The organism is Streptomyces flavovariabilis, from assembly GCF_000725785.1.
GTDB classification, from domain to species: domain Bacteria; phylum Actinomycetota; class Actinomycetes; order Streptomycetales; family Streptomycetaceae; genus Streptomyces; species Streptomyces hawaiiensis.
In genome coordinates this window covers 38536-65274 of the sequence record NZ_JNXD01000013.1, presented here as the reverse complement: position 1 = coordinate 65274, position 26739 = coordinate 38536, and the positions used below count along the sequence as shown (strand labels likewise).

Here is a 26739-nt window from a genome sequence, read left to right as displayed (position 1 = left end):
GGAGACCGCCGGTGGCACGCGCCCGGGGGCGGGCCGTCGGCCCGCCCCCCCGAGGACACGTTCACCCGCGTCGAGGATCACTCCTCGACGGTCAGGCCCTTGCGCAGCCGCACCAGCGTCCGCGACAGCAGACGCGAGACGTGCATCTGCGAGATGCCAAGTTCTTCGCCGATCTCCGACTGGGTCATGCCCGCGACGAAGCGCAGGGACAGGATCTTCCGGTCGCGCGGCGGGAGTTCCGCGATCAGCGGCTTCAGCGACTCGACGTACTCGATGCCTTCGAGCCCGTGGTCCTCGTAGCCGATGCGGTCCGCGAGCGCGCCCTCGGAGTCGTCCTCCTCCGGCTGGGCGTCCAGCGAGGAGGCGGTGTACGCGTTGGACGCGGCCATGCCCTCGACGACCTCGTCGTTGGAGAGGCCGAGGCGCTCGGCCAGCTCGGCCACCGTCGGGGCGCGGTCGAGCTTCTGGGCCAGCTCGTCACCGGCCTTGGCCAGGTCGAGCCGCAGCTCCTGGAGCCGCCGCGGAACGCGCACGGACCACGAGGTGTCGCGGAAGAAGCGCTTGATCTCGCCGACGATGGTTGGCATCGCGAACGTGGGGAACTCCACACCGCGGGACAGCTCGAAGCGGTCGATCGCCTTGATCAGGCCGATGGTGCCGACCTGGATGATGTCCTCCATCGGCTCGCTGCGGGAGCGGAACCGGGAGGCGGCGAACTTGACCAGCGCGAGGTTCAGTTCGACGAGCGTGTTGCGGACGTACGAGTACTGGTGGGTCCCTTCCTCCAGCGTCTCCAGACGCTCGAAGAGGGTCTTGGACAGGGCCCGGGCGTCGACCGCGCCGACTTCCTCGTACGGGGGGATGTCCGGAAGTCCGGCGAGAAGGCCGTCCTGTGTGACGAGCATCTCGACCTGCTCGATGGGATCCAGATGTTCCGGAGGGGGTGTCGACGTCGCTTTCTGGGTACGCGATCCGTCGAGCCGGGGTGACATGATGTCCTCCATCGTTCTCGGCATATGGCTGCCGGAGCCGTTAGGTGCACTGCGGTGTGCGGCGCCTCCAAAGCCGGCCGTGGTCGGGTACGTGTCCTTACTAGGCCTACCCGCTTTCCCGAGCCCACCGCAAGTGCGTTCTGTGGGCATATGTCCGTTTGTGTGTAGTTGTTCGGGTGTCGGACTGTGGGGAGAAGGCGTAGTGTTCGAGGGCATCAGTATCAGCCTCGACGTCGGGAGAGAGAGACGGCATGGACCGCGGGACGGTCGGCAGCGCACAGTCTGGCCGGCTTCTGGTGGAGGTGCGGGAAGAGGGCTCTAGTGCCGTCGTGACCCCGGCGGGTGAGTTGGATCACCACACCGCCGATCTGTTGCGTGAGCCACTCGAAGACTGCCTCGCCAAGGGATTCAAGCGCCTGGTCATCGACTGCGCGCGCCTGGAGTTCTGCGACTCCACGGGGCTCAACGTGCTCCTCGGGGCGCGGCTGAAGGCGGAGGCCGCCGGTGGCGGCGTCTCGCTCGCCGGCATGCAGCCGGTGGTGGCGCGCGTCTTCGAGATCACGGGTGCGGATGCGGTCTTCAGCGTCCATGACTCGCTCGAGGCGGCCCTGGCCGACGAGTCGGGCTGACCGGCGGTGTGTCGGTGCGCGGCGCCTCGGCCATCCCTCTGTGACCGGTGTCCCAGCCCCGTCACGTCTTTCGTGCCGAATACATGGGTGTTCCGTCGGTCCGCCCGGGCAGGAGACATCCTGAACCTGTCGGTCACCAGGGTGGCGGGGGCGCCGCGAAACCGACGTGCCCCGCACTGCGTGACTGACGGTGTAGTGAATTTTTTGAATTGTGAACTGGTGAATCGGTGAGGTGAAGCGCTGATGAGCACCACCCGGCCTTACCCGCCGGGCGACCGCGGGCCGGAGCCCAGCGGCGCTTCCGGGGCGTCCGAGGGTGGCGTAGCGGCGGCCGGTGAGGCCGGCGAGGGTGTGGGCGTGGGTGCGCCGTCCGAAGCGGCGGCACCTGCGGGGGGCCCGCAGGTGCGCCGGCTGAGCTTCGACGACGAGAGCGGCGTGGTTCCGCTGGCCCGCGATTTCACCCGCCAGGCGCTGTTCGCGTGGGGCTGGCTGCCCGCCGCCTCCGCCGACCAGCGGGCCGCCGCCGAGGATGTGCTGCTGGTCGTCTCCGAACTGGTCACCAACGCCTGCCTGCACGCCGAGGGGCCCGACCAGCTGAGGATCACCTGCGACAACAAGGTGATCCGCGTCGAGGTCGCGGACCGGGGCACCGGCCAGCCGGCTCCCCGCACCCCGCACCGCGCGGGACGCCCGGGCGGCCACGGCATGTTCATCGTCCAGCGCCTGTGCCTGGACTGGGGCGTCGTCCGCACGCCGGGGGTCTCCGGCAAGACGGTCTGGGCGGAACTGGGCGCACCCGCCTGACGCCCGGGCGTATCCGCCCGAGTCCTGGGGGTAACCGTCCCGGCCCCCGGGCGCACTCGCCTGACCTCCGGGCGCACCTGCCTGCTTTCGGACACCCGACCGACTCGGGCATGCAGACCCGATATCGGCATCCATGAGTGACTCTGGGTGTATCTGTCCGGCCCTGGGGGTAGCTGTCGGGTTCCCGGTCCTGCGGGAGCCCGTGGTGCGTCCGAACGGGTGACGGTCCCGGCGCGGATCCGGCGCGCACTGTGTCTTCCTTCCTCGAGGTCCCGGGCGTACCTTGACGGCCCTATCTGATACGCCGTCAGGAACAGGAAGGGGAGCGGCACCGTGTCGTACCGGAAACGAACCGCCGCGCTCGCGTCCGCCGCGGCCCTGGCCGGCTCGGCGGTGTGGATGGCCGCCCCCGTCGCCCGGGCCGAGGTCGTCGACGTCAACTACCAGTGCAAGACGCCGATCGGCGACAAAAGTGCCGTCTCGCCCATCGACATCAAGGGCGTCAGGAGCGGCAGCGGCTACCGCATCACCATGTCCTGGCAGAAGGGTGTCTCCTCCAGCCCGGTCGAACTGGGCAAGGGCGCGATGACGCCGAGCGCCACCATCGCCCTGGGCGGCGCCGGCAGCGGCACCCTGTCGGTGAGCGGCCCCGCCAACGATGCCGCGATCCCGGCCAACACCCCCATCAAGATCAGTGACCTGAGCGGCACGTACACGCCGAAGAAGAGCGGCGAGGTCACCTTCACCGCCGGTGTGCTCACCATCAAGGCGCTCGGTACGACCACCACGTGCACCCCGACGGACGACCCGGGCCCCTCCCTCACTCTCGACGTCACGGCCGCGAGCGGCGGCGGCACCACCGGCTCCGCCCAGGGCTCCGGTTCCGGTTCCGACACCGGAGCCGGGCTTCCGCAGACCGGGCCCGAGGACTCGGCCGTCGCCCTCGGCACCCTCGGCGGCACGGTCCTGCTCGCCGGAGCCGCAGGCGCCTTGTGGCTGACCCGGCGTCACCAGGGGGCGCGGGCGGGCCGCTGACCGTCCGTCCCTCCTGGCAGGTGCACCGCTGAGCGCACGACCGCTGGAGCCGCCGATGCCGCCCGCCGTCCGTCTTCCGTACGTGTCACTGCCGGTGCTGCTCGCGCTGCTGCTGGCCCTGGCGGGCGCCGGGCCCGCCGGGGCGGTGGACCGGCCCGTGATCGAGTTGTCCGAGTCCCAGGCGGGCACGGGCGGTTCGGTCACCGTCAGCGGCAGCGGCTGGCGGCCCCGTGCCCTGCTGACGCTGCTCGTGTGCGGGCAGGCCGAGCCGAAGCGGGGCGTGACCGGCGGCACCAACTCCTGCGCCAACGCCGACGGCCGGGCCGTCACCACCGACGCCGACGGGCGCTTCCGCCGTGCACTGCCCGTCGTGGAACCGCCGGTGCCGTGCCCCTGCGTGGTGCACGTGGCGACCGTGACGGGAGCCGGCGCCGAGGCCGACGCGGCCCTCAAGGTCGCCGGGCACGCCGTCGAGCCGCTGCCCGCGGAAGCGGCCGGCGGACGGCTGTCCCTGCTCGCGGACACCCGGCTGCGGGGCTCCGGCGGTCTGCTCACCTGGTTCGGCTCCCCGCCGTCCCGGACCCTGGTGGTCACCGTCGGCAACGTCGGCACGTCCCCCGTGCGGAACCCCGTCTTCCAGGTCGGCACCTCGCACGGCGTGTTCGCCCCCGAGTGGCAGGACCAGCGGTGGCGAGGCACGATCCGGCCCGGCGGCAAGGCCCGCATCGAGCTGCCCGTGGAGCTCGGGTCCGGGGCGCACGGCGACTACACCGTGTCGCTGAAGTACGGCGGCAAGGTGCTCGCCGAACACCCCTGGGGCGTGGGCCGCCCCTGGGGTGTGACCCTGTTCTGGGTCCTCGTCCTGCTCGTCGTCCCGGCGGCCCTGTTCCGCGCGGGACTGGCGGTGATCGACCACGTGCGGCCCCGCCGCCCCGGCCACGCGGCCCGCCCGGCCCGCCGTCTGCGGATGCCCGCCCCCCGCCGGGCCTCGGCGTCGCCCTGGTTCGCTCCGGACGCCGACCCTCCGAGTTCCACCAGGACATGAGGAAGGGCCGCCGCACCCCGGGGATGCGACGGCCCTTCGCTCAGCGTCCGGCCGCAGTGATCAGCGGACGTCGCCCATCATGGCCTTGACCTTCCTGCGGTACATGTACACGGCGAAGCCGGCGACCACGGCCAGCGCGGCCTCCAGTGCCACGAAGCCCGTCCGGTCGAGGTTGACCCCGCCGACGGCCGGGTTGGACAGCAGCGCGGTGACGGAGTCGCCCGCGGTGACCGCGAGGAACCAGACGCCCATCATCTGCGAGGCGTACTTCGCCGGCGCCATCTTCGTCGTCACGGACAGACCCACCGGCGACAGCGTCAGCTCACCGACGGTCTGCACGAAGTAGATCGCGACCAGCCACATCGCCGCGGCCTTGTGACCGCCCTCGGCGATCGACAGCGGGGCGAGGAAGAGGAAGAAGGATGCGCCCACCAGCACCAGGCCGGAGGCGAACTTCACGATGGTGCTCGGCTCCTGGCCGCGCCGGTTCAGCCACAGCCACAGCCAGGCGAAGACGGGCGCAAGCGCCATGATCAGGACCGGGTTGACCGACTGGTACCAGGAGACCGGGAACTCCCAGCCGAAGACGGTGTTGTCGGCGCTCTTCTCGGCGAACAGCGACAGGGTCGAGCCGCCCTGGTCGTAGATCATCCAGAACACGGCGGCGGCGACGAAGAACCAGACGTAGGCCGACACCTTCGAGCGCTCACCGGAATCCAGGTCCTTGTCGCGCAGGATGCGGGTGATGACCAGGATCGGCACGATCAGGCCGAGCAGCGTGAGCGGGATCAGCGCCCAGTTCAGGGTGAAGTGGCCGGTGCCGCCGACGAGACCGTAGAAGACCACGGCGACGGCCAGCCAGATCAGGCCCTTGCGCAGGGTGGACGCCTTCTCGGCGGGCGACAGCGGGGTCGGGACCTCGCTGCTCCTGGCGTTCAGGTGGCGGCTGCCGAGCAGGAACTGCACGAGGCCCAGCGCCATGCCGAGCGCGGCCAGCGCGAAGCCCAGGTGCCAGTTGACGTTCTCACCGACGGTGCCGATGACCAGCGGCGCGATGAAGGCGCCGAGGTTGATGCCGATGTAGAAGACCGTGAAACCGCCGTCGCGGCGCGGGTCCTCCGGGCCGTCGTAGAGGTGGCCGACCATCGTGGAGATGTTGGCCTTCAGCAGTCCGGAACCGATGGCGACGAGGGCCAGGCCGACGTAGAAGCTCGCGGCGGCGGGCAGGGCCAGGCACAGGTGGCCGAGCATGATGACGACACCGGCGACGGCGACCGTCTTGCGGGGGCCGAGCACACGGTCGGCGAACCAGCCGCCGGGCAGGGTGAGCAGGTACACGAGCGACAGGTACACGGAGTAGATCGCCGTCGCCGCGCCCGCGCTCAGGTGCAGGCCACCCGGGGCCACCAGGTACAGCGGGAGCAGGGCCCTCATGCCGTAGTAGGAGAAACGCTCCCACATCTCGGTCATGAACAGAGTGGCCAGTCCGCGGGGGTGGCCGAAGAAGGTCTTCTCGGAACCGGGGGTGCCCGGTCGGGCCGAGTCCTTCGTCAGGCTGGACGCCATGGTCGTTCCTTGCTGCTCGGGACGCGCCCCGCGGCAGCGGTGGCGCGCCCGGTGGGGGCTGCCGGCACCGGTGGGTACGGCCGTCCGCCCGACGCCTACGGGAGTCCGCTCCGGGTCACGGAGCGGTGGGCGGTCGCCACCGGGATCCACGCCTCTACGCGCGTCGCCGCACTACGAGGCCCGGCCACAGGTCGTTTCTCTCGGGGGGCCGGCGGGAACCGGCCCGCACACAAAAGAGACCTTCAGGGCAAACGGCCTCCGAAGGTCGCCGTGGTGCTACAGGCGTTGAATCACCATACGGCAGGACACCGCCGCATATGGAAGAGCTTGAGACACGGATCACAGGTGTCGGGGGAACCGCACGCCCCGTTTCCAAGGTCCTTACCAGGATCGCACCCCACAGGCAGAGGTTCGTACACCTACCCCCGGCGGGTAAGAACCGGGTGTGACGACGGTAAGAATCAAGGCTTCCGGTCACACCCCGGGTCAGGGCGTCGCAGGTCTACCATCACCTCATGACCCGTGTACTGCTCGCCGAGGACGATGCGTCCATCTCGGAGCCGCTGGCCCGCGCTCTGCGCCGGGAGGGCTACGAGGTCGAGGTCCGCGAGGACGGACCCACCGCTCTCGACGCCGGACTGCAGGGGGGCGTCGACCTGGTCGTGCTCGACCTCGGCCTGCCCGGCATGGACGGTCTGGAGGTGGCCCGCCGCCTGCGTGGCGAAGGCCACGCCATCCCGATCCTCATCCTCACCGCGCGCGCCGACGAGGTGGACACCGTCGTCGGGCTCGACGCGGGCGCCGACGACTACGTCACCAAGCCGTTCCGGCTCGCCGAGCTGCTCGCGCGAGTGCGGGCCCTGCTCCGGCGCGGCGCCACCGAGCCGCAGCAGCCGCCCGCCACGCACGGCGTGCGCATCGACGTCGAGTCCCACCGCGCCTGGATGGGCGAGGAGGAGCTCCAGCTCACCGCCAAGGAGTTCGACCTGCTGCGGGTGCTGGTGCGCGACGCGGGCCGGGTCGTCACCCGCGACCAGCTGATGCGCGAGGTCTGGGACACGACCTGGTGGTCGTCGACCAAGACCCTCGACATGCACATCTCCTGGCTGCGCAAGAAGCTCGGTGACGACGCGGCCAACCCCCGCTACATCGCCACCGTGCGCGGTGTGGGTTTCCGTTTCGAGAAGAGCTGAGCCGCGAGGCAGGCACGGGCGATCGGGTAACAGGACATGCGCCGCCGACTGATCCAGTCCACGCTCGCCGTGGTGCTGGTCGTGATCGCCGTCTTCGGCGTCTCCCTCGTCATCGTCGAGACGCGGACGATCAGCAGCAGCGCCCAGGAGCGGGTGGAGTCCGAGGCGGTGCGGCTGGCCAGCATCGTCGACAGCCGGCTCTTCGGGGCGCAGCAGGTCGACGCGGAGGTGCTGCGCGACCAGGTCACGCAGGACCGCTACTACGCGGTGATCCGCCTCCCCGGGGAGGCGCCCATCGAGGTCGGCACGAAGCCCGCCGGGGACGTCATCAGTGCGACGGCGTCCGGCGAGGAGGGCGAGACGGTCACCGTCCAGGAGCCGCGCTCCTCGGTGACCCGTGAGGTCGGCCGGACACTGCTGATCATCGCGCTGGTCGCGCTGCTGGCGGTGGTGGCCGCGGTGCTGCTGGCCGTCCGCCAGGCGAACCGGCTGGCGTCACCGCTGACCGACCTGGCGGAGACGGCCGAGCGGCTCGGCTCGGGCGATCCGCGGCCCCGGCACAAGCGCTACGGGGTGCCCGAGCTGGACCGGGTGGCGGACGTGCTGGACGGCTCCGCCGAGCGCATCGCCCGCATGCTGACCGCCGAACGCCGGCTGGCCGCGGACGCCTCCCACCAGCTGCGCACCCCGCTGACGGCGCTGTCGATGCGGCTGGAGGAGATCACCCTCACCGACGACCCGGACACGGTGAAGGAGGAGGCGACGATCGCGCTGACGCAGGTCGAGCGGCTGACGGACGTCGTGGAGCGACTGCTGACGAACTCCCGCGATCCGCGTACCGGCTCCGCCGTCTCCTTCGACCTCGACGAGGTCATCCAGCAGCAGCTCGCCGAGTGGCGGCCGGCGTACCGCAGCGCGGGGCGGGCGATCGTCAGCTCCGGCAAACGGCATCTGCGCGCGGTGGGCACGCCCGGCGCGGTCGCGCAGGTCCTGGCCGCGCTGATCGAGAACTCCCTCATGCACGGCGGCGGCACGGTGGCCCTGCGCACCCGGGTCATCGGCAACCAGGCGGTCATCGAGATCACGGACGAGGGCTCCGGCGTCCCCGCCGACCTGGGCGCCCGCATCTTCGAACGGGCGATCAGCGGCCGCAACTCCACAGGCATCGGCCTGGCGGTGGCCCGCGACCTGGCGGAGGCCGACGGCGGCCGTCTGGAGATGCTCCAGACCAAGCCCCCGGTCTTCGGCCTGTTCCTGTCCCGCACCCCCCTGCCCGAGCCCCAGGACGAGGAGCCGATGGTCCGCTAGGGGTGTGCGTTCCGTGCAGGGCTACGGCACCTGCTGCTTGGTCTTCGGAGGGCCGGCCGGCCCGTTCCGCGGGCCCGAGGCCGCCGGCGTTTCCCGGGCGGGGAGCGCGCGGAAGACCCACGAGCGGTAGGACCAGAAGCGGAACAGGGTCGCGATGCCGATGCCGACGAACTTGAAGACGTTGTTCTGGAGCGGGGTGTCCCAGCCGAAGCCGTACGTGGCCGCGTACAGGACGCCGTTCTCGATGACCAGGCCGATCGCGCTGAAGAACAGGAACAGGGTCATCTCACGGGTGCGGCGGCTCTTGTCGCGGTCGCGGTACGTGAAGTAGCGGAAGCCGACGTAGTTGAAGACGATCGCGACGACGGTCGCGATGACGCTCGCGCGCACCACCTGGAGGTCGGTGGTGTGCCGTACCAGGTTGAAGACGACGAGGTTGACCAGCACCCCGGCACCGCCCACCGCGCCGAATTTGGCGACTTCGCGGACGAGCCGCCGGAACCGAGAGGCACCATGTCCCATGGTCGTGCAGGCCCCCGTCCGGGTATCGGCGTCAATCCAGCCATGCTAACCACCCTCCCACGCGATCTTCCTGCCGATACCGGTGGACGGCCGGAGAAGGTCCGGGCGGGCCAGGGGTGGGGCAGGAAACCGGCCACTGTGGCGCGGCCGATACCCTGGGGGAGTGACGTTCCCCGTAGTCGGCATGGTCGGCGGTGGCCAGCTCGCTCGTATGACACACGAGGCGGGCATCCCGCTGGGCATCAGGTTCAAGCTCCTCAGTGACACCCCGCAGGACTCCGCTGCGCAGGTCGTGAGCGATGTCGTCGTCGGCGACTATCGCGACCTCGACACGCTGCGCGAGTTCGCCCGCGGGTGCGATGTGATCACCTTCGATCACGAACACGTACCCACCGAGCACCTCAGAGCCCTGGAGGCGGACGGCATCCCCGTGCGCCCCGGCCCTGACGCGCTCGTGCACGCCCAGGACAAGGGCGTGATGCGCGCGAAGCTCGACGCGATCGGCGTGCCCTGCCCCCGGCACAGGATCGTCTCCGATCCGCAGGACGTGGCGGCCTTCGCCGCCGAGGGCGAGGGATTCCCCGTCGTCCTCAAGACCGTCCGCGGCGGTTACGACGGCAAGGGCGTGTGGGTCGTCGACTCCGTCGAGGAGGCCGCCGACCCGTTCAAGGCCGGTGTCCCCGTGCTCGCCGAGGAGAAGGTCGACTTCCTCCGCGAGCTCGCCGCCAACGTCGTACGCTCCCCGCACGGCCAGGCCGTCGCCTACCCGGTCGTGGAGTCCCGGCAGGTCGGCGGTGTCTGCGACACGGTCATCGCCCCGGCCCCCGGCCTCGACGAGGGCCTCGCGGTGCGCGCCTCGGAGATGGCCCTGAACATCGCCAAGGAGCTCGGCGTCGTCGGGCACCTCGCCGTGGAGCTGTTCCAGACCCGCGACGGCCGCATCCTCGTCAACGAACTCGCCATGCGCCCGCACAACTCCGGCCACTGGTCGATGGACGGCGCCGTCACCAGCCAGTTCGCCAACCACGTCCGCGCGGTCCTGGACCTGCCCCTCGGCGACCCGCGCCCGCGGGCCGAGTGGACGGTCATGGTCAACGTCCTCGGCGGCGACTACCCGGACATGTACTCCGCGTACCTGCACTGCATGGCCCGCGACCCCCAGCTCAAGATCCACATGTACGGCAAGGACGTGAAGCCCGGCCGCAAGGTCGGTCACGTCAACACCTACGGCGACGACCTGGACGACGTGCTGGAGCGCGCCCGTCACGCAGCCGGCTACCTGAGAGGCACCATCACCGAATGAGCCCTGTTGTTGGCATCGTCATGGGGTCGGACTCCGACTGGCCCGTCATGGAGGCCGCGGCCAAGGCCCTCGACGAGTTCGAGATCGCCTACGAGGTCGACGTCGTCTCCGCGCACCGCATGCCGCGCGAGATGGTCGCCTACGGCGAGCAGGCCGACGGCCGAGGGCTCAAGGTGATCATCGCCGGGGCGGGCGGGGCGGCCCACCTGCCCGGCATGCTCGCCTCCGTGACCCCGCTGCCGGTCATCGGCGTGCCCGTGCCGCTGAAGTACCTCGACGGCATGGACAGCCTCCTGTCCATCGTGCAGATGCCCGCCGGTGTCCCCGTCGCCACGGTCTCCGTCGCCGGTGCCCGCAACGCCGGTCTGCTCGCGGCCCGCATCCTCGCCGCGCACGACGAGGAACTGCGCGGCCGGATGCGCGAGTTCCAGCAGGAGCTCAACGACCAGGCCACCGAGAAGGGCAAGCGCCTGCGCTCCAAGGTCGAGGGCTCGGGCGGCTTCGGCTTCGGCGCCGGGAAGTGACGACGATGACCTCCCTGGAGGCGGCCCGGGAACTCCTGCGCGAGTTCCCGCTCGTCGACGGCCACAACGACCTGCCCTGGGCCCTGCGCGAACAGGTCCGCTACGACCTCGACGCGCGGGACATCGCCGCCGACCAGAGCGCCCATCTGCACACCGACATCCCCCGGCTGCGCGCGGGCGGGGTCGGCGCGCAGTACTGGTCGGTGTACGTCCGCACGGACTCGCCCGACCCGGTCGCCGCCACGCTCGAACAGATCGACTGCGTACGGCAGTTGCTGGCCCGTCACCCCGAGGACCTGCGCCCCGCGCTCACCGCCGCCGACATGGAGGCCGCACGCGGTGAGGGCCGTATCGCCTCCCTCATGGGCGCGGAGGGCGGCCATTCCATCGCCAACTCCCTGGGCACCCTGCGCGGCCTGTACGGGCTGGGCGTGCGCTACCTCACGCTCACCCACAACGACAACGTCGACTGGGCGGACTCCGCGACCGACGAGCCGAAGGCCGGTGGCCTCACCGCGTTCGGCCGTGAGGTCGTCCGGGAGATGAACCGGCTCGGCATGCTCGTCGACCTCTCGCACGTGGCGGCGACGACCATGCGGGACGCGCTCGACGCGAGCTCGGCCCCGGTGATCTTCTCCCACTCCTCCGCACGGGCCGTGTGCGACCACCCGCGCAACATCCCGGACGACGTCCTGGAACGGCTGCCCGCCAACGGCGGAGTCGCGATGGTGACGTTCGTGCCGAAGTTCGTGCTCCAGGCGGCCGTGGACTGGACGGCCGCGGCCGACGAGAACATGCGCGCCCACGGCTTCCACCCTCTCGACACCACCGCGCCGGCCATGAAGGTCCACCGCGCCTTCGAGGAGCGCCGGCCGCGCCCCGTCGCCACGGCGTCGACGGTCGCCGACCACCTGGACCACATGCGTGGGGCGGCCGGCATCGACCACCTCGGCATCGGCGGCGACTACGACGGCACGGCCTTCACCCCGGACGGCCTCGCCGACGTCTCCGGCTACCCGAACCTCCTCGCGGAGCTGCTGGAGCGCGGCTGGTCGAAGGCCGACCTGGCCAAGCTGACCTGGAAGAACGCGGTCCGGGTCCTGGACGCGGCGGAGGACGTCGCCCGCGGGCTTCAGGCGACGCGGCCGCCGTCCAACGCCACGATCGAGTCGCTGGACGCGTCCGCCGGCTGAGCGCCGAGGGCGGGGTAGTCGGTGTAGCCGGTCGCCCCGCCCACGTACATGAAGTACCGGTCGCGCATCTCGTTCAGGGGCGCCCCGAGCCGCAGCCGTGTCACCAGGTCGGGATTGGCGAGGAAGGGCCGGCCGAGCGCGATCAGATCGGCCCCGGCCGCCAGCAGAGCCTCGGAGGCCCGGTGCACGCCTTCGGTGGAGATCTCCCGCAGCACGGGGTTGGCGACGATCACCCCGGGCCACGCGGCGCGCACCCTTCGGAACACCGGGGTTTCCGGGTCGGCGTAGCCCAGGTGCAGATAGGCGAGGCCCAGACCGCCGAGCCGCTCGGCGAGCGCCGGGTAGAGCTCCTGCGTCTCGCCCTCCGCGATGCCGTTGACGGTGTTCCCGGGGGAGATCCTGAGGCCGACGCGCCCGGCGCCGATCCTGGCGGCCACGGCCTCGGTCACCTCGGCCGTGAACCGGATCCGGGCGGCGATCGATCCGCCGTAACCGTCGGTGCGGAGATTCGTGTTCGCGGCCAGGAACTGGTGCAGGAGGTGGCCGTTGGCGGAGTGCACCTCCACCCCCTCGAATCCGGCGTCGATCGCGTTCCGGGCGGCCTTCGCGAAGTCGGCGAGGGTGGCGCGGATGTCCTCGGCGGTCATCTCCCTCGGCACCACGGCCGGCCGGTGACCCTCCGGTGTGAAGATCGTCTCGGGAAGCGGGACGGGCGAGGGCGCGACCGGTGTCAGCCCGCTGGTCGCCGGGTGGCCGACCCGGCCGCCGTGCTGGAGCTGGAGGAACATCCGGCCGCCCGCGCCCCGCACCGCGTCCGTGACCTGCCGCCAGCCGGCCACGTGCGCCGGGCTGTGGACGGCGGTGATGTTCGGATACGTCTGCCCGACCGCGTTCGGCGTCGCCGCCTCGGCGATGATCAGCCCGGCCGAGGCGCGCTGGGCGTAGTAGGTGGCCATGAGGGGAGTCGGCGTGCCGTCGGCCTCGGCCCTGTTGCGGGTCAGGGGCGCCATCACCAGACGGTTGGGCAGCTCCAGCCCGGGGAGACGAGCCGGTGCGAAGAGTGCTGTCGTGTGCTGCGTCATGCCCTTAAGCTAGAACCTGACACTCATGTCAGATTCAAGTCCGGGGGTGGCACGTGCGGATCGGTGAACTGGCCCGGCGTACCAACGTGAGCGAGCGGTCGCTGCGCTACTACGAGAAGCAGGGGATGCTCTTGGCCGAGCGGACCCCGGGCGGGCACCGGGAGTACCCGGAGGCCGCCGTGGACCGGGTCATCCGGATCCAGGAGCTGTTCGCGGCGGGGCTGTGCAGTGAGAAGATCGTCCAGCTGCTGCCCTGCATGCGGGACACCGACGGCGGCCCCTCCGTCGTGGCGACGCCGAAGCTGGTCGCCGACCTGTCCGCCGAGCGCGCCCGCATCGACCGGATGATCGCCGACCTGGTCCGCTCCCGGGACACCCTGGACGAGGTGATCGAGGCGGCCCGGCTGCCCTGAGGGCACCCGCGAGGGCGCCGTACTCCGAACGCCCCGCCCATCAGGAACCGCTCCCCTCTCCGTGCGACGGTGACCGTACCTCACGAACGACCGTACGGAGCCGCCATGGCAGACCTCCAGGACGACCTGCGCCCCAACGTCGTGGCCTCCGGCGAGATCGACGAGCTGGCCGAGCCGTACCCCGACGAGGGCGTCGTCACGGCGGAGCCCTACGAGCCCGTCTCCGACCCGGACGACGCGCCCATGACCAGGGCCCACGCCATCCTCGCCGCTCACCCCGTCGCCGACGGCTACAACGGGCTGCCCTGGGCGCTCAAGCGGCTGTCCTGGTACGACCTGGAGGACGGAGAGAGCACCGTCGACACGGATGTGCCCCGGCTGCGCAGCGGCCATGTGGGCGCCCTGTTCTGGTCGTTGCACCTGCCCGAGGGCCTCGACGGCGACCGGGCCGTCGGTGCCACCCTGGAGCAACTGGACCTGGCGAAGACCGTCGTCCGGACCTGCGACCAGGGCCTGCGGCCGGCCTGCACGGCCGGGCAGGTCGCGGACGCCCGCAACTGCGGCCGCGTCGCCGTGCTCCTCGGCCCCGCCGGCGCACCGGCCCTGGGCGACTCGCTGGGCATCCTGCGCCAGCTGCACCTGCTCGGTCTGCGCGTCCTCACACTGACCGGGGTGTCCTGGGCCAGCGACGCGGGGCTGACCCGGTTCGGCGAGGAGGTCGTACGCGAGATGAATCGCCTCGGTGTGATCGCCGACCTCTCCGGTGCCTCCGCCCAGACCGTCCGCCGTGTCCTGAGCCTGTCCCGGGCACCCGTGCTGTGCAGCCGTTCCGCTGCACGGGCACTGCGCCCCCACCCGGTCAACCTCCCGGACGACCTGCTGGCGGAGCTGGGCGCGGCCAAGGGGCTGTGCCTGGTGCCGCTGACCGCCGAGCAGACCGGCCCGACCGTCCGCGATGTCGCCGACCATCTCGACCACATCCGTGCCGTGGCCGGAGCGCACTGCGTCGGACTGTCCGGTACGTACGACTCCGGAGCCGCCCACCCGCAGGAGCTCGGCGACACCTCCTGCTATCCGCGGCTGATCGCCGAGCTGCTGCGGCGCGGCTGGGCGGAGGCCGATGTGGCCCTGCTGACCTGGGGCAACGTCCAGCGCGTCCTGCGCGGCGCCGACTTCACGGCCCGCGCCGCACAGCAACGCCGCGAACCGTCGACGGCGACGATCTCGGAACTGGACGCCTAGCCTGCCGGCCGGGCCGGATCAGCCGGACTCGATCCGGCACAGGCAGAACGGATGCCCCGCCGGGTCGGCGTAGACGCGGAAGTCCTTCTTCACGTCGTCCTCCTTGTCCAGCACCCGCGCGCCCAGTGCCAGCACCCGCTCCTCCGCCGCGTCGATCTCCTCCCAGGTCGACCCGGCGTCGAAGTCCAGGTGGAACTGCTGGGCGTTGCGGTCGGCCCGCGGCCACTCCGGCGGGGTGTGGCCGGGGGAGCGCTGGAAGGCGAGCCGGGGCCCGCCGGGGACGCGCAGCACCACCCAGTCGGGGTCGTCGTCCTCCGGTGTTCCGCCGCCGACCCGCGCATAGAAGCGGGCCAGCTCGCGGGGGTCGGGGCAGTCGACGACCACGGAACGAAAACGTGCCACTGCGGACATGAGGCCTCCGGGGGTCAGCAGGCGCAGAGGCAGAACGGGTGCCCGGCCGGGTCGGCGTAAACCCGGAAGGTCCGCTCCCGGTCCTCCGCGTCCAGCGGCTTCGCCCCGAGCGCCAGTACGCCCTTCTCGGCCGCGTCCAGGTCGTCCACCACGAGGTCGAGGTGGAACTGCTGCGAGCCGTCGGGCGAGGGCCACTTCGGCGGTACGTACCCGGGGGATGCCTGGAAGGCGAGCGGTGTGCCGTCCGGCACCTTCAGGTCGACCCACTCGTCCTCCCCGTCGGTCTCCACCGTCGGCGTGCCGCCCAGCACCTCGGCGTAGAAACCGGCCAGGGCGCGCGGGTCGGGACAGTCCAGGACGACGACACCCAGCTTGGCGAGAGCCATGACTTCCTCCTCGAAGTCGGCGTTACCTGCAGAGGCGGGTAACCAGTAACCGTTACTGCATGCTCCCGCATGGGCGGTAACCTCGCAAGGGGAATCGCGAGAGGTACGGTCCAGCCATGACGGAGAGATCGCCCGCGCCCGGCGGCCTGGCCCTGGTCGAGGCCCTGGTGAACACGCTGGACATCGAGTCCGGCGCCGACGCGCTGGACACGCCCGAGGGCCGAGAGCGCCTCGGCATCGCCGCGGACGAGACGGACCGGGCCCGCACCCTGCGCGAGTCCCTGCGTGCGACCCTCCTCGCCCACGCGGGCCACCCGCCGCACCGCGAGGTCGCCCCCCTCGGCGCACTCCTGGCCGAAGCCCCGCTGCTCGTCACGGTCGACGCGGCGGACGGCTCGGCCGCCCTCGCCCCCGCGGACGGCCGCTCCCTGCACGCACGCGTGGCGGCCGCAGTCGCCGAGGCCCTGGTCGCCGGCACCTGGATCCGGCTCAAGGCCTGCGAGGCCGCCGACTGCCACTGGGCCTACTACGACCGCAGCCCGGCCGGCCGCGGCCGCTGGTGCTCCATGCAGGTCTGCGGGGCCCGCGCGAAGATGCGCCGCTACCGCGCCAAGGAGGTGTAGGGGACCCGCCACTGGGCCGGCTGGTGCAGAATGCACGAAGACGCCGGTTCGGCCGACTGAGCCTCGGCCGAACCGGCGTCACCTGTCTCGTGCGCCGCGCGCTCAGGCCTTCGGGCGGCCCATCGCCCGGTACGTCCAGCCGGCCTTGCGCCAGCGCTCCGGGTCGAGCGCGTTGCGGCCGTCCAGGATGACCCGGGCCGCGGCGACCTCGCCGAGAGCCCCCTCGTCCAGCTCGCGGAACTCCCGCCACTCCGTCAGATGCAGCACGATGTCGGCGCCGCGTACGGCGTCCAGTGCCGAGTCGGCGTAGCCGAGCGTCGGGAACACACGGCGGGCGTTGTCCATGCCCTTGGGGTCGTAGACCGTGACCTGCCCGCCCTGGAGGTGGATCTGCCCGGCGACGTTCAGCGCGGGGGAGTCCCGTACGTCGTCGGAGTCGGGCTTGAAGGTCGCGCCCAGCACCGCCACCCGCTTGCCCAGGAACGGCCCGCCGCCCAGCGCCTGCCGGGCCAGCTCCACCATCTGCCCGCGCTGGCGCATGTTGATCGAGTCGATCTCCCGCAGGAACGTCAGCGCCTGGTCCGCGCCCAGTTCACCGGCGCGCGCCATGAACGCCCGGATGTCCTTCGGCAGACACCCGCCGCCGAAGCCGATCCCGGCCCGCAGGAACTTCTTCCCGATCCGGTCGTCGTACCCGATGGCCTCCGCCAGCTTGGCGACGTCCCCGCCCGCGGCCTCGCACACCTCCGCCATCGCGTTGATGAACGAGATCTTCGTGGCGAGGAAGGAGTTCGCGGAGGTCTTCACCAGCTCCGAGGTCGGGAAGTCGGTGACCACGAACGGCGAACCCTCGGCGATCGGTGTCGCGTACACCTCCCGCAGCAGCTTCTCGGCCCGCTCGCTGCGCACACCCACCACGAGACGGTCGGGATGCAGCGTGTCGTCCACGGCGAAGCCCTCGCGCAGGAACTCCGGATTCCACGCCAGCTCGGCATCCTCCCCGGCGGGCGCGTGCGCGGCCAGGTAGGCGGCGAGACGGTCCGCGGACCCCACCGGCACGGTCGACTTGCCGACCACCAGTGCCGGACCGTGCAGATGCGGGGCCAGCGAGGCGATCGCGGAGTCGACGTAGCTCATGTCGCAGGCGTACTCGCCGTGCCGCTGCGGGGTGTTCACACAGACGAAGTGCACATCGCCGAAGGCACCGATCTCGGCCCAGTCCTGTGTGAAGCGCAGTCGGCCGCTGGAGCCTTCGATGCCGGCGACGTGCCTGCGCAGCAGCTCCTCCAGCCCCGGCTCGTACATCGGGGCCTCGGCGCGCTCCAGCTTCTCGATCTTCTCGGGCACGACGTCGAGGGCGAGCACCTCGAAGCCCAGCTCGGCCATGGCCGCCGCGTGTGTCGCGCCGAGATAACCGGTGCCGATCACGGTGATCTTCAGGGCCATGGGTGCTCCAGAGGTCTACGGCATGTGGTGCGCGCCCGAGCATAGCCGGGGCGTGGCGGCGCGCTTCACTGGGCAACTTCTTCGCTGTCGCCTAGCTCACGTATCACTCCCGTGGGCGACCCCATAAACTTTTGATTACTTAACGGTAGTTAGCGTCAGCATCGCAGCGTTTTGGAGCGTGAGAGACCTTGGCCGGATCGGCTGACTTCGACCTGTACCGCCCGTCCGAGGAGCACGACATGCTCCGTGACGCCGTCCGCTCCCTGGCCGAGGCGAAGATCGCGCCGCACGCCGCCGCGGTGGACGAGGAGGCCCGCTTCCCGCAGGAGGCGCTCGAGGCGCTGGTCGGCAACGACCTCCACGCCGTGCACGTACCCGAGGAGTACGGCGGGTCGGGCGCGGACGCGCTGGCGACCGTCATAGTGATCGAGGAGGTCGCGCGCGTCTGCGCCTCGTCCTCCCTCATCCCCGCGGTGAACAAGCTGGGCTCGCTCCCGGTGATCCTCTCCGGCTCCGAGGACCTGAAGAAGCGGTACATGACCCCGCTCGCCAAGGGCGACGGCATGTTCTCGTACTGCCTCTCCGAGCCGGACGCCGGCTCCGACGCCGCCGGCATGAAGACCAAGGCCGTCCGCGACGGCGACCACTACGTCCTCAACGGCGTGAAGCGCTGGATCACCAACGCCGGCGAGTCCGAGTACTACACGGTGATGGCCGTCACCGACCCGGCCAAGCGCTCCAAGGGCATCTCCGCGTTCGTCGTCGAGAAGTCGGACGAGGGCGTCTCCTTCGGCGCCCCCGAGAAGAAGCTCGGCATCAAGGGCTCCCCGACCCGCGAGGTCTACCTCGACAACGTCCGCATCCCCGCCGACCGCATGATCGGCGAGGAGGGCACCGGCTTCGCCACGGCGATGAAGACCCTCGACCACACCCGCATCACCATCGCCGCCCAGGCCCTCGGCATCGCCCAGGGTGCCCTCGACTACGCCAAGGGCTACGTCCAGGAGCGCAAGCAGTTCGGCAAGGCGATCGCCGACTTCCAGGGCATCCAGTTCATGCTCGCCGACATGTCCATGAAGATCTCGGCCGCCCGCGCCCTGACCTACCAGGCCGCCGCCGCCTCCCAGCGCGTCGACGCCGACCTCACCTACCTCGGCGCCGCCGCCAAGTGCTTCGCCTCGGACGTGGCGATGGAGGTCACGACGGACGCGGTCCAGCTTCTCGGCGGGTACGGCTACACGCGCGACTACCCGGTGGAGCGCATGATGCGCGACGCCAAGATCACCCAGATCTACGAAGGCACGAACCAGGTCCAGCGCATCGTCATGGCGCGCAACCTGCCGTAGCCCTGCCTCGCGGACACACCTCGGCCTCCGGCTCGTGCCGGGGGCCGACGTGTCTCACAGGAAGCGCCGGATCGGGGTCACCGCTGCCTCGGCGAGGCGCAGGGGGAGGGGCCGCCGCTTCCAGCGGGAGGGGTCGATCGGCTCGCTCCGCTCGCGGTCGACGTCGAAGTCGGCGTCGAGCTCCGCGGTGAAGTCCTCGTCCAGGACGGCCAGGACGACCTCCTCGTCGTGCTCCATGGAGCGGCGGTTGAAGTTGGTGGAGCCGATGAGGGAGCAGACCCCGTCCACCGTGATGATCTTGGTGTGGAGCATGGTCGGCTGGTACTCCCGCACGTCCACGCCGGCGTCGACGAGCGACTGGTAGTGCTGCCGCCCGGCCAGCAGGCACGCCCGCTGGTCGGTGTACGGGCCGGGCAGCAGGATCTCGACCAGGACCCCGCGGCGCGCCGCCGCGGCCAGTAGGTCGATGAAGTAGCTGTCGGGGGCGAAGTAGGCCGTGGCCAGCCGCAGGCGCTCCTGCGCCGAGGTGATCAGGACCCGCAGGACCGTCTGCATGTCCTGCCAGCCGAAGGCGGCCGAACCCCGCACGACCTGGACCGTGGCCCGGCCCGGCTGCTCCTGGGCGGAGAAACGGTCGTGGTCGTCGTACAGGTCGTCGTGACACTCGGCCCAGTTCTGGGCGAACGCCGCGGCGATGCCGTCCACGGCGGGGCCGCGGACCTGTACATGGGTGTCGCGCCACTCGTCCGGGTTCCGGGCGGCGCCGCACCACTCCTGCGCGATGCCCACGCCTCCCGTGAAGGCCGTGTGCTCGTCGGTGACCAGCACCTTGCGGTGGCAGCGGTGGTTCTGCCGCATCGGCGACAGGCGTGTGGGCCTGCGGAACCAGGCCACCTGGACGCCGGCCTCGTCCATGGCGTCCAGCAGGCCCCGCTCTATCTCCTTGGCCCCGAAGCCGTCCAGCAGCAGCCGCACCCGGACACCCGCACGGGCCCGCTCGGCCAGGGCGGCGGCGAACTCGTGGGCGATCTCGCCGCGCCAGTACACGAACGTCATCATGTCGACGGTGTGCTCCGCGGCACGGATGGCGGCCAGCATCGCGGGGAAGATCTCGTCGCCGTTGCGCAGCGGCACGAGCTCGTTGCCCTCGGTCGCGGCGATGCCGATCAGCCGCTCCAGCCGCCTGCGCAGCCGCTGCTTCTGGGCCTCGGGCCCTCTCGGCTCCGCGGCCCGCCGTTCGTCATAGGTCTGCTGTGTCATGTGTGGGTCTCCCCCCTGCACGGGTTGCTCGCCGCCCCAGCCGGTGCGACACCGGCCCCCCGGGCGCCTGCAACCCCTCCTTGCCGCTGCCGGGGGTTTCACGCAGAGCCCGGCGAGTCGTGCCTCACAAACGGAGAGGACCGCACACGGGCGGGTCAGCCCTGTGGTGCTCATGGGGCCGAAGGCGTAGGACGAGAGGAGCGGGCGCCGATCCGCGGCTCCCGCCGCTCCCCGGGAGGACGTCATGACCCAGCAGCCCGCCACCACCACCCCGCTGAGCAAGGAGATGCAGGACTGCGTCCAGGCCTGCATGACCTGCCACAGCGTGTGCGAGGAGACCATGAGCTCGTGCCTGCAGATGGGCGGCCCCGCCCAGATGCAGATCATGCGCGCGGTCATGGACTGCGCCGAGATGACGCGCATGTGCGCCGACATGATGATGCGCCGCTCGCCCCTCATGGCCGAGATGTGCGCGATGTGCGCCCGGGCCTGTGACATGTGCGCCGAGGCGTGTATGTCCATGCCGGAGGACGCGCAGATGATGCGCTGTGCCGAGGCCTGCCGCCGCTGCGCCGAGATGTGCCGCTCGATGTCGGCCGCCTCGATGTGAGCACCGCCTCATGACGAAGGGGGCACCCGCCCGGGTGCCCCCTTCGCGCTGCCTGCCCGCTCAGTTGCCCGAGACGGTGACCGGGTCGTCGTTCTTCAGCTCGTTCACCAGGGTCTTCACCTTCGCGGTGTTCCACTGGAGGTTGCCGTTGGGGCTGTTGCCCGCGATCGGCATGTTCATCGACTTGCCCTCGCCGCCGCTGACGCCCTTCATCGCCCAGAACATGGATGCCAGGTCGAACAGGCTCATGTCCTTGTCGACCACGAGGGTGTCCAGGCCGGCGCTCATGGTCGGGTACAGCTTGAAGGGGTTGAGGACCGTGCCCGGAGTGGCGACCTGGTTGGCCAGGGCCGACAGGAACTTCTGCTGGTTCTTCGTGCGGTCCAGGTCGGAGCCCCTGAGGGCGTAGCGGGTACGGACGAAGGCGAGGGCCTGCTCGCCGTTGAGGGTCTGCGTGCCCTTCTTCAGGTCCGCGCCGGACTTGGTGTCCTTGATGTCCTGCGGGATGTTCATCTCGACGCCGCCGACCGCGTCCACGATGTTCGCGAAGCCGGCGAAGCCGATCTCCACGTAGTGGTCGATGTGCAGGCCCGTGTTGGCCTCCACGGTGCGCACCAGCAGCTCCGGGCCGTCCTCGGCGTAGGCCGCGTTCAGCTTCGTCTGGCGGCCCGTGGCCGGGTAGAGCTTGCCGGAGTCGGAGCCCTTGAAGGACGGGATCGTGACGTTCGAGTCACGCGGCAGCGAGATCAGTGTCGGGGCGCCGCCGCCGGTGTGCAGGATCATCATCGAGTCCGTGCGCTTGCCCTCGGCGGACCCGGTGTGCAGCTTCTTCTTCTCCTCGGCCGACATGCCCTTGCGGCTGTCGGAGCCGACGATCAGGTAGTTCGTGCCCTCGCCCGCCTCCGGACGGTCGATGACCTTCGACAGGTCGACGTCGCGGTTGAGCTTGGAGTCGGCCCAGAAGTACGTGCCGACGCTCGTCACGACCAACAGCGTCACCACGGTGATGGCGGTCACCTTGATGCGGCGGCGCCAGTTCGGCGCGGGGCGCGGCTCGTAGAAGCCGTCCCCCGGACCGCCGGGGCCTCCGCCGCCGGGGGAGCCGTAGACCTGGCCGGTGTTGTAGCCGCTGTCGTAACTGTCGCCGGGGCCGCGGCCACCACCGTCGACGTAGGACGGCTGCTGCGGCACTCCGCCGCTGTACGGCGGGGCGCCGCCGTATCCCGCCTGCCCGGGCGATGCCGCCGGACCGCGGCGGACCTGCCGCATGACACGGGCGCTCTCGGGCTGTGAGCTCGAGCTGCCGCGTCCGTAGCGGTTGCCGCGGTTGTCGGCGGAGAATCCCTCGGGCCAATCATTCATGCGCCCCAGTGTGCAGGTCCGGGTAGTGCGCCATACAAGAGTCGTCGGAAAATCAGAGCACGGCTGTGGCGAAGCTGACACAAAACCCCCTCATGCGCCCTCGGCATAAGGTAGGGGCCATGACAGACCAGGCCCCAGCTGCGGATTCCGGCGGTCCGGATATCCCGGGCAAGCCGACTTCGGCGTCCCGCACCACCCTCAGCCACATCATGACCCACAACGACACGAACCTTCTGGGGACCGTGCACGGCGGGGTGATCATGAAGCTGGTCGACGACGCGGCGGGGGCCGTGGCCGGGCGGCATTCCGGCGGACCGGCGGTCACCGCGTCCATGGACGAGATGGCGTTCCTGGAGCCGGTCCGCGTCGGTGACCTGGTGCACGTCAAGGCCCAGGTGAACTGGACCGGCCGGACGTCCATGGAGGTCGGCGTCCGGGTCCTGGCCGAACGCTGGAACGAGTCCGCCCCGCCCACGCAGGTCGGCTCCGCCTACCTCGTCTTCGCCGCGGTCGACGCCGACGGCAAGCCCCGCCGGGTCCCCCCGGTCCTCCCGGAGAGCGAACGCGACAAGCGCCGCTACCAGGAGGCCCAGATCCGCCGCACCCACCGCCTGGCCCGCCGCCGGGCGATCATGGACCTGCGGGAGAAGCGGGCGGCCGAGGGGTTCGAGGACTGACCCGGGCCGCCCGGACTCCTACGTGCACGCCGCCTCGTCCCCCCGCACCACCCCGAACTCGCCCTGACCGGGGTCCTCGGCCCGCACCTTGCGGACGCGTTCGAAGTCCGGGCCCGCGATCACCTTCAGCGTCGGGCCCAGGCCCTGGACCGCCCGGAGTTCGCTGCCCGGCAGGGCCGCCGCGAGGGACTTGGCGGAGCGGTCCCAGCGGGGGTCGTGAGCGACGATCGTGCGCTTGACGTCACGGGCGGCGGCGTTCACCGGCGCCTTGGTCGTGCGGAAGCCCGTCGACGCCAGGGCCGCGTCCACGCGGCGGCCGAGGCCGGGCGTGCGGGTGCCGTTCTCCACCTGGACGCGGATCTGCTGCGGGGCGACCGGGACGATCCGGGCCGCGCCGCCCGGCCGGTGCGCCGACAGCGGCTGGTCCTGGCGCAGGGCGTGGAACAGGCGCTCCGCCTTCACGGGGTCCCACTTCAGCGTGGAGCCGACGCCCTTCACGGCGTACGCCATCCGCCCGATCGGGACGGTCGTGAACTCGGAGGAGGAGGGCGAGAAGTTCCGCATGGCGCGGCCCAGGTCCAGCATCTGGTCCGTGCCGAAGCCCTTGTCGGCCCGTACCGAGCCGAGCACCGCCCGCGTCACGTCCCGGAACTTCATGGGGTTGAGGAGGACCCCGGACGAGGTGAGCCGTTCCACGAGCGCCGCCATGAAGCGCTGCTGCCGCTTCATACGGCCCAGGTCGGAGGCCCCGTCGACGTGGCGGGCGCGGACGAACTGCAGCGCCTGCCCGCCTCCGAGCGTGTGCCGCCCGGCCGGGAGGTCGAGGCCGGTGTAGTTGTCCTTGAGGGGGTCGGCAGTGCAGATCTGCACGCCCCCGACCACGTCCACCGTCTTCATGAAGCTGGTGAAGTCGACCTCCAGGTAGTGGTCGATCTTCACTTTCGTCATGTTCTCGACGGTGCGCACGGTCAGCTGTGGCCCGCCCTCGGCGTACGCCGCGTTCAGCTTGACGGGGTGCCCCTGGTGCCGCTTGCCCGACACCCGGTCGACGTGCGACGGAGTCACCGCGTACGAATCGCGCGGCAGGCTCACCACGCTGGCCCGGTCCCGGTCCTCGGAGATGTGCACGATCATGATCGTGTCGGTGCAGTGGCAGGGGGCGCCGCCCAGCCGGTACTTGCGGCGCTCCTCCTCGCTGATCTTGTCGCGGCCGTCGGTGCCGACCAGCAGGACGTTCATGCCGTGGCCCGCCTGCGGGCGGTTCTTCATGTCCTTGAAGGGGTCGACCCGGGCGATGTCCGCGTCCAGGCTGGTCATCACCGCATGCCCGATGCCGGCGGAGGCGAGGACCACCACGGACAGCGTGGTGATCGCCCGCAGGCCCCAGCGCGGCTTGCGCGCGGGCGGTGCGGGCCTGCGCTGAGCGCGGCGGGGGGAGGGGGGCTGCGGGCGGTGCCGGGGGGCGGCGGTGGACCGAGGGGACCGCGGCGGCGTGGGCATGGGGACACCTCCGGACGACGGCCGTACGTGGGATCTGTGAAACCGTAGGCCGATACGATCTGCGGCCTGCGGTACCGCCCCGGCGGCGCGCACCGGTGTCCCTCGTTCGCGGTAACGTGAGCCCCCTATGAACGCCAATCCCGACGTGCGGCTCCCCGCCGTTTCCGTGATCATGCCCGTCCTCAACGAGGAGCGGCATCTGCGGGGAGCAGTCCAAGCGATCCTCGCGCAGGAGTACGCCGGCGAGATGGAGGTCGTGATCGCCCTCGGTCCGTCCACGGACCGCACGGACGAGATCGCCGCCGAGCTCGTGGCAGAAGACGCGCGTGTTCACACCGTCCCGAACCCCACCGGCCGTACGCCCGCGGCGCTGAACGCGGCGATCAACGCCTCCCGGCATCCGATCGTCGTCCGCGTCGACGGGCACGGCATGCTCTCGCCGAACTACATCGCCACCGCCGTACGGCTCCTGGAGGAGACCGGCGCGCAGAACGTCGGCGGCCTCATGCACGCCGAGGGCGAGAACGACTGGGAGCACGCGGTCGCCGCCGCGATGACCTCGAAGATCGGGGTCGGCAACGCCGCGTTCCACACCGGCGGTCAGGCGGGCCCGGCCGAGACCGTCTATCTGGGGGTGTTCCGGCGCGAGGCGCTGGAGCAGCAGGGCGGCTACAACGTGGAGTTCATCCGCGCCCAGGACTGGGAGCTGAACTTCCGCATCCGTGAGGCCGGCGGGCTGATCTGGTTCTCACCCGAGCTGAAGGTGTCGTACCGGCCGCGGCCGAGCGTGAGGGCGCTCGCCAAGCAGTACAAGGACTACGGCCGCTGGCGGCATGTGGTCGCCCGCTACCACGAGGGCTCCATCAACCTGCGCTACCTCGCCCCGCCGACCGCCGTGTGCGCGATCGCGGCAGGTGCCGTGGTGGGCGCGCTGCTGACGCCCTGGGGCTTCGTGGTGCCCGGCGGCTACCTCGCGGCGATCCTGCTCGGCTCGGTGCCGGCGGGCAAGGGGCTGCCGCTGAAGGCGCGGCTGCAGATCCCCGTGGCGCTGGCCACGATGCACATGTCGTGGGGCTGGGGCTTCCTGACCAGCCCGCGGGCGCTGGCGAAGAAGGTCATCGCCTCCCGGCGCCCCGCGGTGCGCGCGGACGCCGCCGCGAGCTGACCTGACCTGATGTGACCAGGGGCCCCCTTCCCGTCCGGGGAGGGGGCCCCTGGTGTGCGCGGGCGCCGGTCTGCGGTGGTCAGCGGCCCGGGCCGCTGCGGCCGCCGGAGCCGCAGGACTCGCGGGGTACCGTCGGGTCAGCGGGCGCCGGCGGCGGCCGCGGCCTTCAGGATGGAGCTCTTGCGTTCCTTGAGCGTGTTCAGCAACTGCTCGTTCTTCTCGATGGCCCGCTCCTGGTACGCGACCTCGACGGCGTACCAGACGCCGATCACGTTGTTCTCGCGTTTGCAGGCGACATCGGCCTCGGCGACGCGGATCTCCTCGGCCGAGGCGGTGGCCGACCTGGTGAACCGCTTGTCCTCCACGGCGGCCATGGGGGAGGAGTAGGAGTAGCCCCGCTCCTTCATACAGGCGGACCAGGCGGTGAACGCCTTCTTCACCCGGGAGTCCTTCTGGGACTCCTGGTAGGTGAAGCCGGCGAGCTGGTCGGCGAACTCCTCCTGGTCCGGGTGGACCTCGGGCCCCTTGGACGCGAGGTCGCGCAGGGATCTGCCCCAGCAACCTCCCTTGGGGACGGCCTTGCCGTTCTGCTTCGCCCGGGCGGACTGCCCCTCCCGCGGACCGAACAGCACGAGCGACTCGGCGCTGGAGTAGTTCTCCTTCGGCGGCTTGGGCCCGCGCGCGCCGGGGTCCAGGTGGTAGCCGAAGCGGGAGGCCTTGTCCGGGTCGGACGCCCCGTACCGGTTGGCGTCACGCAGGGCCTTGTCGCCCCGGTACGGCGGCCGGGGTTCCAGGGCGAAGCCGTAGTTGCGCATGCACGCGGCGGCGAGCAGGTCCTCGCCCTGCCGTCTGGTGCGCAACTCGGCGTCGGTCCAGGCGTACGCCTCCAGCGGCAGTTCGAGGTTGACCGAGGCGGCCATGCTCGGCGTGGCGCTGACCTCCGGAGGGTTCTTGAAGTCGACCGGCGGGGCCGCGCTGGAGCGGGAGCCCGGCGTGCCGTCGTCCCCGGAGCCCGAGGAGCAGGCGGTCAGCCCGAGGGCGGCGCACACCAGCGCCGCCCCGAGCCGTCGTGCGGTGGTACTGCGCGGCATGGGATCGTCCG

The 26739-nt window shown here is 71.2% G+C and carries 27 protein-coding genes; 16 read left to right on the top strand and 11 right to left on the bottom strand.

Annotated features, from left to right (window positions below):
- Positions 1 to 77: 77 nt before the first annotated feature.
- Positions 78 to 992 carry an RNA polymerase sigma factor SigF gene (locus tag IO24_RS0123555; RefSeq protein ID WP_107063007.1) on the bottom strand — a complete coding sequence of 305 codons (915 nt, stop codon included), beginning with the start codon at positions 990 to 992 and terminating at the stop codon, positions 78 to 80.
- Between the two features lie 251 nt (positions 993 to 1243).
- Here IO24_RS0123555 and IO24_RS0123550 point away from each other — a divergent pair, with 251 nt between their 5' ends.
- From IO24_RS0123550 to IO24_RS0123535, 4 genes are all read left to right on the top strand, one after another.
- Positions 1244 to 1621, top strand: a complete 378-nt coding sequence (locus IO24_RS0123550) for an STAS domain-containing protein (RefSeq protein WP_031102780.1) — start codon at positions 1244 to 1246, stop codon at positions 1619 to 1621.
- 243 nt (positions 1622 to 1864) lie between these two features.
- Positions 1865 to 2425 carry an ATP-binding protein gene (locus IO24_RS0123545; protein ID WP_031138521.1) on the top strand — a complete coding sequence of 187 codons (561 nt, stop codon included), beginning with the start codon at positions 1865 to 1867 and terminating at the stop codon, positions 2423 to 2425.
- Positions 2426 to 2758: 333 nt separating this feature from the next.
- A complete protein-coding gene (locus IO24_RS0123540; protein WP_031138519.1) occupies positions 2759 to 3460 on the top strand; it encodes an LPXTG cell wall anchor domain-containing protein in 702 nt (233 codons plus the stop codon).
- Positions 3461 to 3515: 55 nt separating this feature from the next.
- Complete coding sequence (locus IO24_RS0123535; RefSeq protein ID WP_031138517.1) at positions 3516 to 4505, top strand: hypothetical protein; 990 nt, start codon at positions 3516 to 3518, stop codon at positions 4503 to 4505.
- A gap of 60 nt (positions 4506 to 4565) precedes the next feature.
- On the opposite strand, the gene IO24_RS0123530 is transcribed toward IO24_RS0123535, so the two are convergent.
- The gene (locus IO24_RS0123530) at positions 4566 to 6071 is read right to left on the bottom strand and encodes a peptide MFS transporter (protein ID WP_031138515.1); all 1506 of its coding nucleotides are present in this window, start codon (positions 6069 to 6071) and stop codon (positions 4566 to 4568) included.
- A 515-nt stretch (positions 6072 to 6586) separates the two neighbouring features.
- Between IO24_RS0123530 and IO24_RS0123525 the strand changes: the two genes are divergently transcribed.
- Positions 6587 to 7264, top strand: coding sequence for a response regulator transcription factor (locus IO24_RS0123525; RefSeq protein WP_031138513.1), 678 nt, complete (start codon positions 6587 to 6589; stop codon positions 7262 to 7264).
- A gap of 36 nt (positions 7265 to 7300) precedes the next feature.
- Entirely contained in the window at positions 7301 to 8572 is a 1272-nt protein-coding gene (locus IO24_RS0123520) for an ATP-binding protein (protein ID WP_031138511.1), read from the top strand.
- 21 nt (positions 8573 to 8593) lie between these two features.
- On the opposite strand, the gene IO24_RS0123515 is transcribed toward IO24_RS0123520, so the two are convergent.
- Positions 8594 to 9094, bottom strand: coding sequence for a GtrA family protein (locus tag IO24_RS0123515; protein WP_031138509.1), 501 nt, complete (start codon positions 9092 to 9094; stop codon positions 8594 to 8596).
- A gap of 163 nt (positions 9095 to 9257) precedes the next feature.
- On the opposite strand from IO24_RS0123515, the gene IO24_RS0123510 reads away from it, so the two are divergent.
- Genes IO24_RS0123510 through IO24_RS0123500 form a run of 3 tightly spaced genes read left to right on the top strand, consistent with a single transcriptional unit; the run spans position 9258 to position 12114 of the window.
- Positions 9258 to 10397: a 5-(carboxyamino)imidazole ribonucleotide synthase gene (locus tag IO24_RS0123510; RefSeq protein ID WP_031138507.1), complete on the top strand. Its 1140-nt coding sequence runs from the start codon at positions 9258 to 9260 to the stop codon at positions 10395 to 10397.
- Positions 10394 to 10921, top strand: coding sequence for a 5-(carboxyamino)imidazole ribonucleotide mutase (gene purE / locus IO24_RS0123505; protein ID WP_078899324.1), 528 nt, complete (start codon positions 10394 to 10396; stop codon positions 10919 to 10921). Before IO24_RS0123510 ends, purE begins: the two co-directional genes overlap by 4 nt.
- A 5-nt stretch (positions 10922 to 10926) precedes the next feature.
- On the top strand, positions 10927 to 12114 hold the full coding sequence (locus IO24_RS0123500; protein ID WP_031138503.1) for a dipeptidase: 1188 nt from the start codon (positions 10927 to 10929) through the stop codon (positions 12112 to 12114).
- Here the strand turns inward: IO24_RS0123500 and IO24_RS0123495 are convergent.
- Positions 12054 to 13196, bottom strand: a complete 1143-nt coding sequence (locus tag IO24_RS0123495) for an alkene reductase (RefSeq protein ID WP_031138501.1) — start codon at positions 13194 to 13196, stop codon at positions 12054 to 12056. The two genes, IO24_RS0123500 and IO24_RS0123495, sit on opposite strands and share 61 nt — an antisense overlap.
- Before the next feature lie 53 nt (positions 13197 to 13249).
- Between IO24_RS0123495 and IO24_RS0123490 the strand changes: the two genes are divergently transcribed.
- Both IO24_RS0123490 and IO24_RS0123485 read left to right on the top strand, forming a co-directional pair.
- Complete coding sequence (locus IO24_RS0123490; RefSeq protein WP_031138499.1) at positions 13250 to 13609, top strand: MerR family transcriptional regulator; 360 nt, start codon at positions 13250 to 13252, stop codon at positions 13607 to 13609.
- 105 nt (positions 13610 to 13714) lie between these two features.
- Positions 13715 to 14851: a dipeptidase gene (locus IO24_RS0123485; RefSeq protein ID WP_031138497.1), complete on the top strand. Its 1137-nt coding sequence runs from the start codon at positions 13715 to 13717 to the stop codon at positions 14849 to 14851.
- 18 nt (positions 14852 to 14869) lie between these two features.
- Here the strand turns inward: IO24_RS0123485 and IO24_RS0123480 are convergent, their stop codons facing one another.
- Together IO24_RS0123480 and IO24_RS0123475 are read right to left on the bottom strand one after the other, a co-directional pair.
- Positions 14870 to 15262 carry a VOC family protein gene (locus IO24_RS0123480; RefSeq protein ID WP_031138495.1) on the bottom strand — a complete coding sequence of 131 codons (393 nt, stop codon included), beginning with the start codon at positions 15260 to 15262 and terminating at the stop codon, positions 14870 to 14872.
- A 14-nt stretch (positions 15263 to 15276) separates the two neighbouring features.
- Positions 15277 to 15648 carry a VOC family protein gene (locus IO24_RS0123475; RefSeq protein ID WP_031138493.1) on the bottom strand — a complete coding sequence of 124 codons (372 nt, stop codon included), beginning with the start codon at positions 15646 to 15648 and terminating at the stop codon, positions 15277 to 15279.
- 116 nt (positions 15649 to 15764) lie between these two features.
- Here IO24_RS0123475 and IO24_RS0123470 point away from each other — a divergent pair, with 116 nt between their 5' ends.
- Entirely contained in the window at positions 15765 to 16271 is a 507-nt protein-coding gene (locus tag IO24_RS0123470) for a CGNR zinc finger domain-containing protein (RefSeq protein WP_031138491.1), read from the top strand.
- A gap of 102 nt (positions 16272 to 16373) precedes the next feature.
- Here the strand turns inward: IO24_RS0123470 and IO24_RS0123465 are convergent, their stop codons facing one another.
- On the bottom strand, positions 16374 to 17717 hold the full coding sequence (locus tag IO24_RS0123465; RefSeq protein WP_031138489.1) for a UDP-glucose dehydrogenase family protein: 1344 nt from the start codon (positions 17715 to 17717) through the stop codon (positions 16374 to 16376).
- A gap of 188 nt (positions 17718 to 17905) precedes the next feature.
- On the opposite strand from IO24_RS0123465, the gene IO24_RS0123460 reads away from it, so the two are divergent.
- Positions 17906 to 19063, top strand: a complete 1158-nt coding sequence (locus IO24_RS0123460) for an acyl-CoA dehydrogenase family protein (RefSeq protein WP_031138488.1) — start codon at positions 17906 to 17908, stop codon at positions 19061 to 19063.
- A 54-nt stretch (positions 19064 to 19117) separates the two neighbouring features.
- On the opposite strand, the gene IO24_RS0123455 is transcribed toward IO24_RS0123460, so the two are convergent.
- Entirely contained in the window at positions 19118 to 20323 is a 1206-nt protein-coding gene (locus tag IO24_RS0123455) for a phospholipase D-like domain-containing protein (RefSeq protein WP_031138486.1), read from the bottom strand.
- Between the two features lie 244 nt (positions 20324 to 20567).
- Here IO24_RS0123455 and IO24_RS0123450 point away from each other — a divergent pair, with 244 nt between their 5' ends.
- Positions 20568 to 20933 carry a four-helix bundle copper-binding protein gene (locus IO24_RS0123450; RefSeq protein ID WP_031138484.1) on the top strand — a complete coding sequence of 122 codons (366 nt, stop codon included), beginning with the start codon at positions 20568 to 20570 and terminating at the stop codon, positions 20931 to 20933.
- A 60-nt stretch (positions 20934 to 20993) separates the two neighbouring features.
- Here IO24_RS0123450 and IO24_RS0123445 read toward each other — a convergent pair whose 3' ends face one another.
- Entirely contained in the window at positions 20994 to 22295 is a 1302-nt protein-coding gene (locus tag IO24_RS0123445) for an LCP family protein (protein ID WP_078899325.1), read from the bottom strand.
- A gap of 92 nt (positions 22296 to 22387) precedes the next feature.
- On the opposite strand from IO24_RS0123445, the gene IO24_RS0123440 reads away from it, so the two are divergent.
- Positions 22388 to 22972, top strand: coding sequence for an acyl-CoA thioesterase (locus IO24_RS0123440; RefSeq protein WP_078899326.1), 585 nt, complete (start codon positions 22388 to 22390; stop codon positions 22970 to 22972).
- A gap of 18 nt (positions 22973 to 22990) precedes the next feature.
- Here the strand turns inward: IO24_RS0123440 and IO24_RS0123435 are convergent, their stop codons facing one another.
- Entirely contained in the window at positions 22991 to 24472 is a 1482-nt protein-coding gene (locus tag IO24_RS0123435) for an LCP family protein (RefSeq protein WP_031138478.1), read from the bottom strand.
- Between the two features lie 127 nt (positions 24473 to 24599).
- On the opposite strand from IO24_RS0123435, the gene IO24_RS0123430 reads away from it, so the two are divergent.
- The gene (locus IO24_RS0123430) at positions 24600 to 25637 is read left to right on the top strand and encodes a glycosyltransferase family 2 protein (RefSeq protein WP_031138476.1); all 1038 of its coding nucleotides are present in this window, start codon (positions 24600 to 24602) and stop codon (positions 25635 to 25637) included.
- Positions 25638 to 25774: 137 nt separating this feature from the next.
- Here the strand turns inward: IO24_RS0123430 and IO24_RS42170 are convergent, their stop codons facing one another.
- Positions 25775 to 26728 carry a hypothetical protein gene (locus tag IO24_RS42170; protein WP_051905969.1) on the bottom strand — a complete coding sequence of 318 codons (954 nt, stop codon included), beginning with the start codon at positions 26726 to 26728 and terminating at the stop codon, positions 25775 to 25777.
- Between the last annotated feature and the right edge of the window lie 11 nt (positions 26729 to 26739).

Bases quoted from the DNA above. Each gene is read 5' to 3' on its own strand.
- IO24_RS0123555 (WP_107063007.1), bottom strand. From the start codon at position 992: ATGTCACCCCGGCTCGACGGATCGCGTACCCAGAAAGCGACGTCGACA.
- IO24_RS0123550 (WP_031102780.1), top strand. From the start codon at position 1,244: ATGGACCGCGGGACGGTCGGCAGCGCACAGTCTGGCCGGCTTCTGGTG.
- IO24_RS0123545 (WP_031138521.1), top strand. From the start codon at position 1,865: ATGAGCACCACCCGGCCTTACCCGCCGGGCGACCGCGGGCCGGAGCCC.
- IO24_RS0123535 (WP_031138517.1), top strand. From the start codon at position 3,516: ATGCCGCCCGCCGTCCGTCTTCCGTACGTGTCACTGCCGGTGCTGCTC.
- IO24_RS0123530 (WP_031138515.1), bottom strand. From the start codon at position 6,071: ATGGCGTCCAGCCTGACGAAGGACTCGGCCCGACCGGGCACCCCCGGT.
- IO24_RS0123525 (WP_031138513.1), top strand. From the start codon at position 6,587: ATGACCCGTGTACTGCTCGCCGAGGACGATGCGTCCATCTCGGAGCCG.
- IO24_RS0123520 (WP_031138511.1), top strand. From the start codon at position 7,301: ATGCGCCGCCGACTGATCCAGTCCACGCTCGCCGTGGTGCTGGTCGTG.
- IO24_RS0123515 (WP_031138509.1), bottom strand. From the start codon at position 9,094: ATGGGACATGGTGCCTCTCGGTTCCGGCGGCTCGTCCGCGAAGTCGCC.
- purE (WP_078899324.1), top strand. From the start codon at position 10,394: ATGAGCCCTGTTGTTGGCATCGTCATGGGGTCGGACTCCGACTGGCCC.
- IO24_RS0123500 (WP_031138503.1), top strand. From the start codon at position 10,927: ATGACCTCCCTGGAGGCGGCCCGGGAACTCCTGCGCGAGTTCCCGCTC.
- IO24_RS0123495 (WP_031138501.1), bottom strand. From the start codon at position 13,196: ATGACGCAGCACACGACAGCACTCTTCGCACCGGCTCGTCTCCCCGGG.
- IO24_RS0123485 (WP_031138497.1), top strand. From the start codon at position 13,715: ATGGCAGACCTCCAGGACGACCTGCGCCCCAACGTCGTGGCCTCCGGC.
- IO24_RS0123480 (WP_031138495.1), bottom strand. From the start codon at position 15,262: ATGTCCGCAGTGGCACGTTTTCGTTCCGTGGTCGTCGACTGCCCCGAC.
- IO24_RS0123475 (WP_031138493.1), bottom strand. From the start codon at position 15,648: ATGGCTCTCGCCAAGCTGGGTGTCGTCGTCCTGGACTGTCCCGACCCG.
- IO24_RS0123470 (WP_031138491.1), top strand. From the start codon at position 15,765: ATGACGGAGAGATCGCCCGCGCCCGGCGGCCTGGCCCTGGTCGAGGCC.
- IO24_RS0123465 (WP_031138489.1), bottom strand. From the start codon at position 17,717: ATGGCCCTGAAGATCACCGTGATCGGCACCGGTTATCTCGGCGCGACA.
- IO24_RS0123455 (WP_031138486.1), bottom strand. From the start codon at position 20,323: ATGACACAGCAGACCTATGACGAACGGCGGGCCGCGGAGCCGAGAGGG.
- IO24_RS0123450 (WP_031138484.1), top strand. From the start codon at position 20,568: ATGACCCAGCAGCCCGCCACCACCACCCCGCTGAGCAAGGAGATGCAG.
- IO24_RS0123445 (WP_078899325.1), bottom strand. From the start codon at position 22,295: ATGAATGATTGGCCCGAGGGATTCTCCGCCGACAACCGCGGCAACCGC.
- IO24_RS0123440 (WP_078899326.1), top strand. From the start codon at position 22,388: ATGCGCCCTCGGCATAAGGTAGGGGCCATGACAGACCAGGCCCCAGCT.
- IO24_RS0123435 (WP_031138478.1), bottom strand. From the start codon at position 24,472: ATGCCCACGCCGCCGCGGTCCCCTCGGTCCACCGCCGCCCCCCGGCAC.
- IO24_RS0123430 (WP_031138476.1), top strand. From the start codon at position 24,600: ATGAACGCCAATCCCGACGTGCGGCTCCCCGCCGTTTCCGTGATCATG.
- IO24_RS42170 (WP_051905969.1), bottom strand. From the start codon at position 26,728: ATGCCGCGCAGTACCACCGCACGACGGCTCGGGGCGGCGCTGGTGTGC.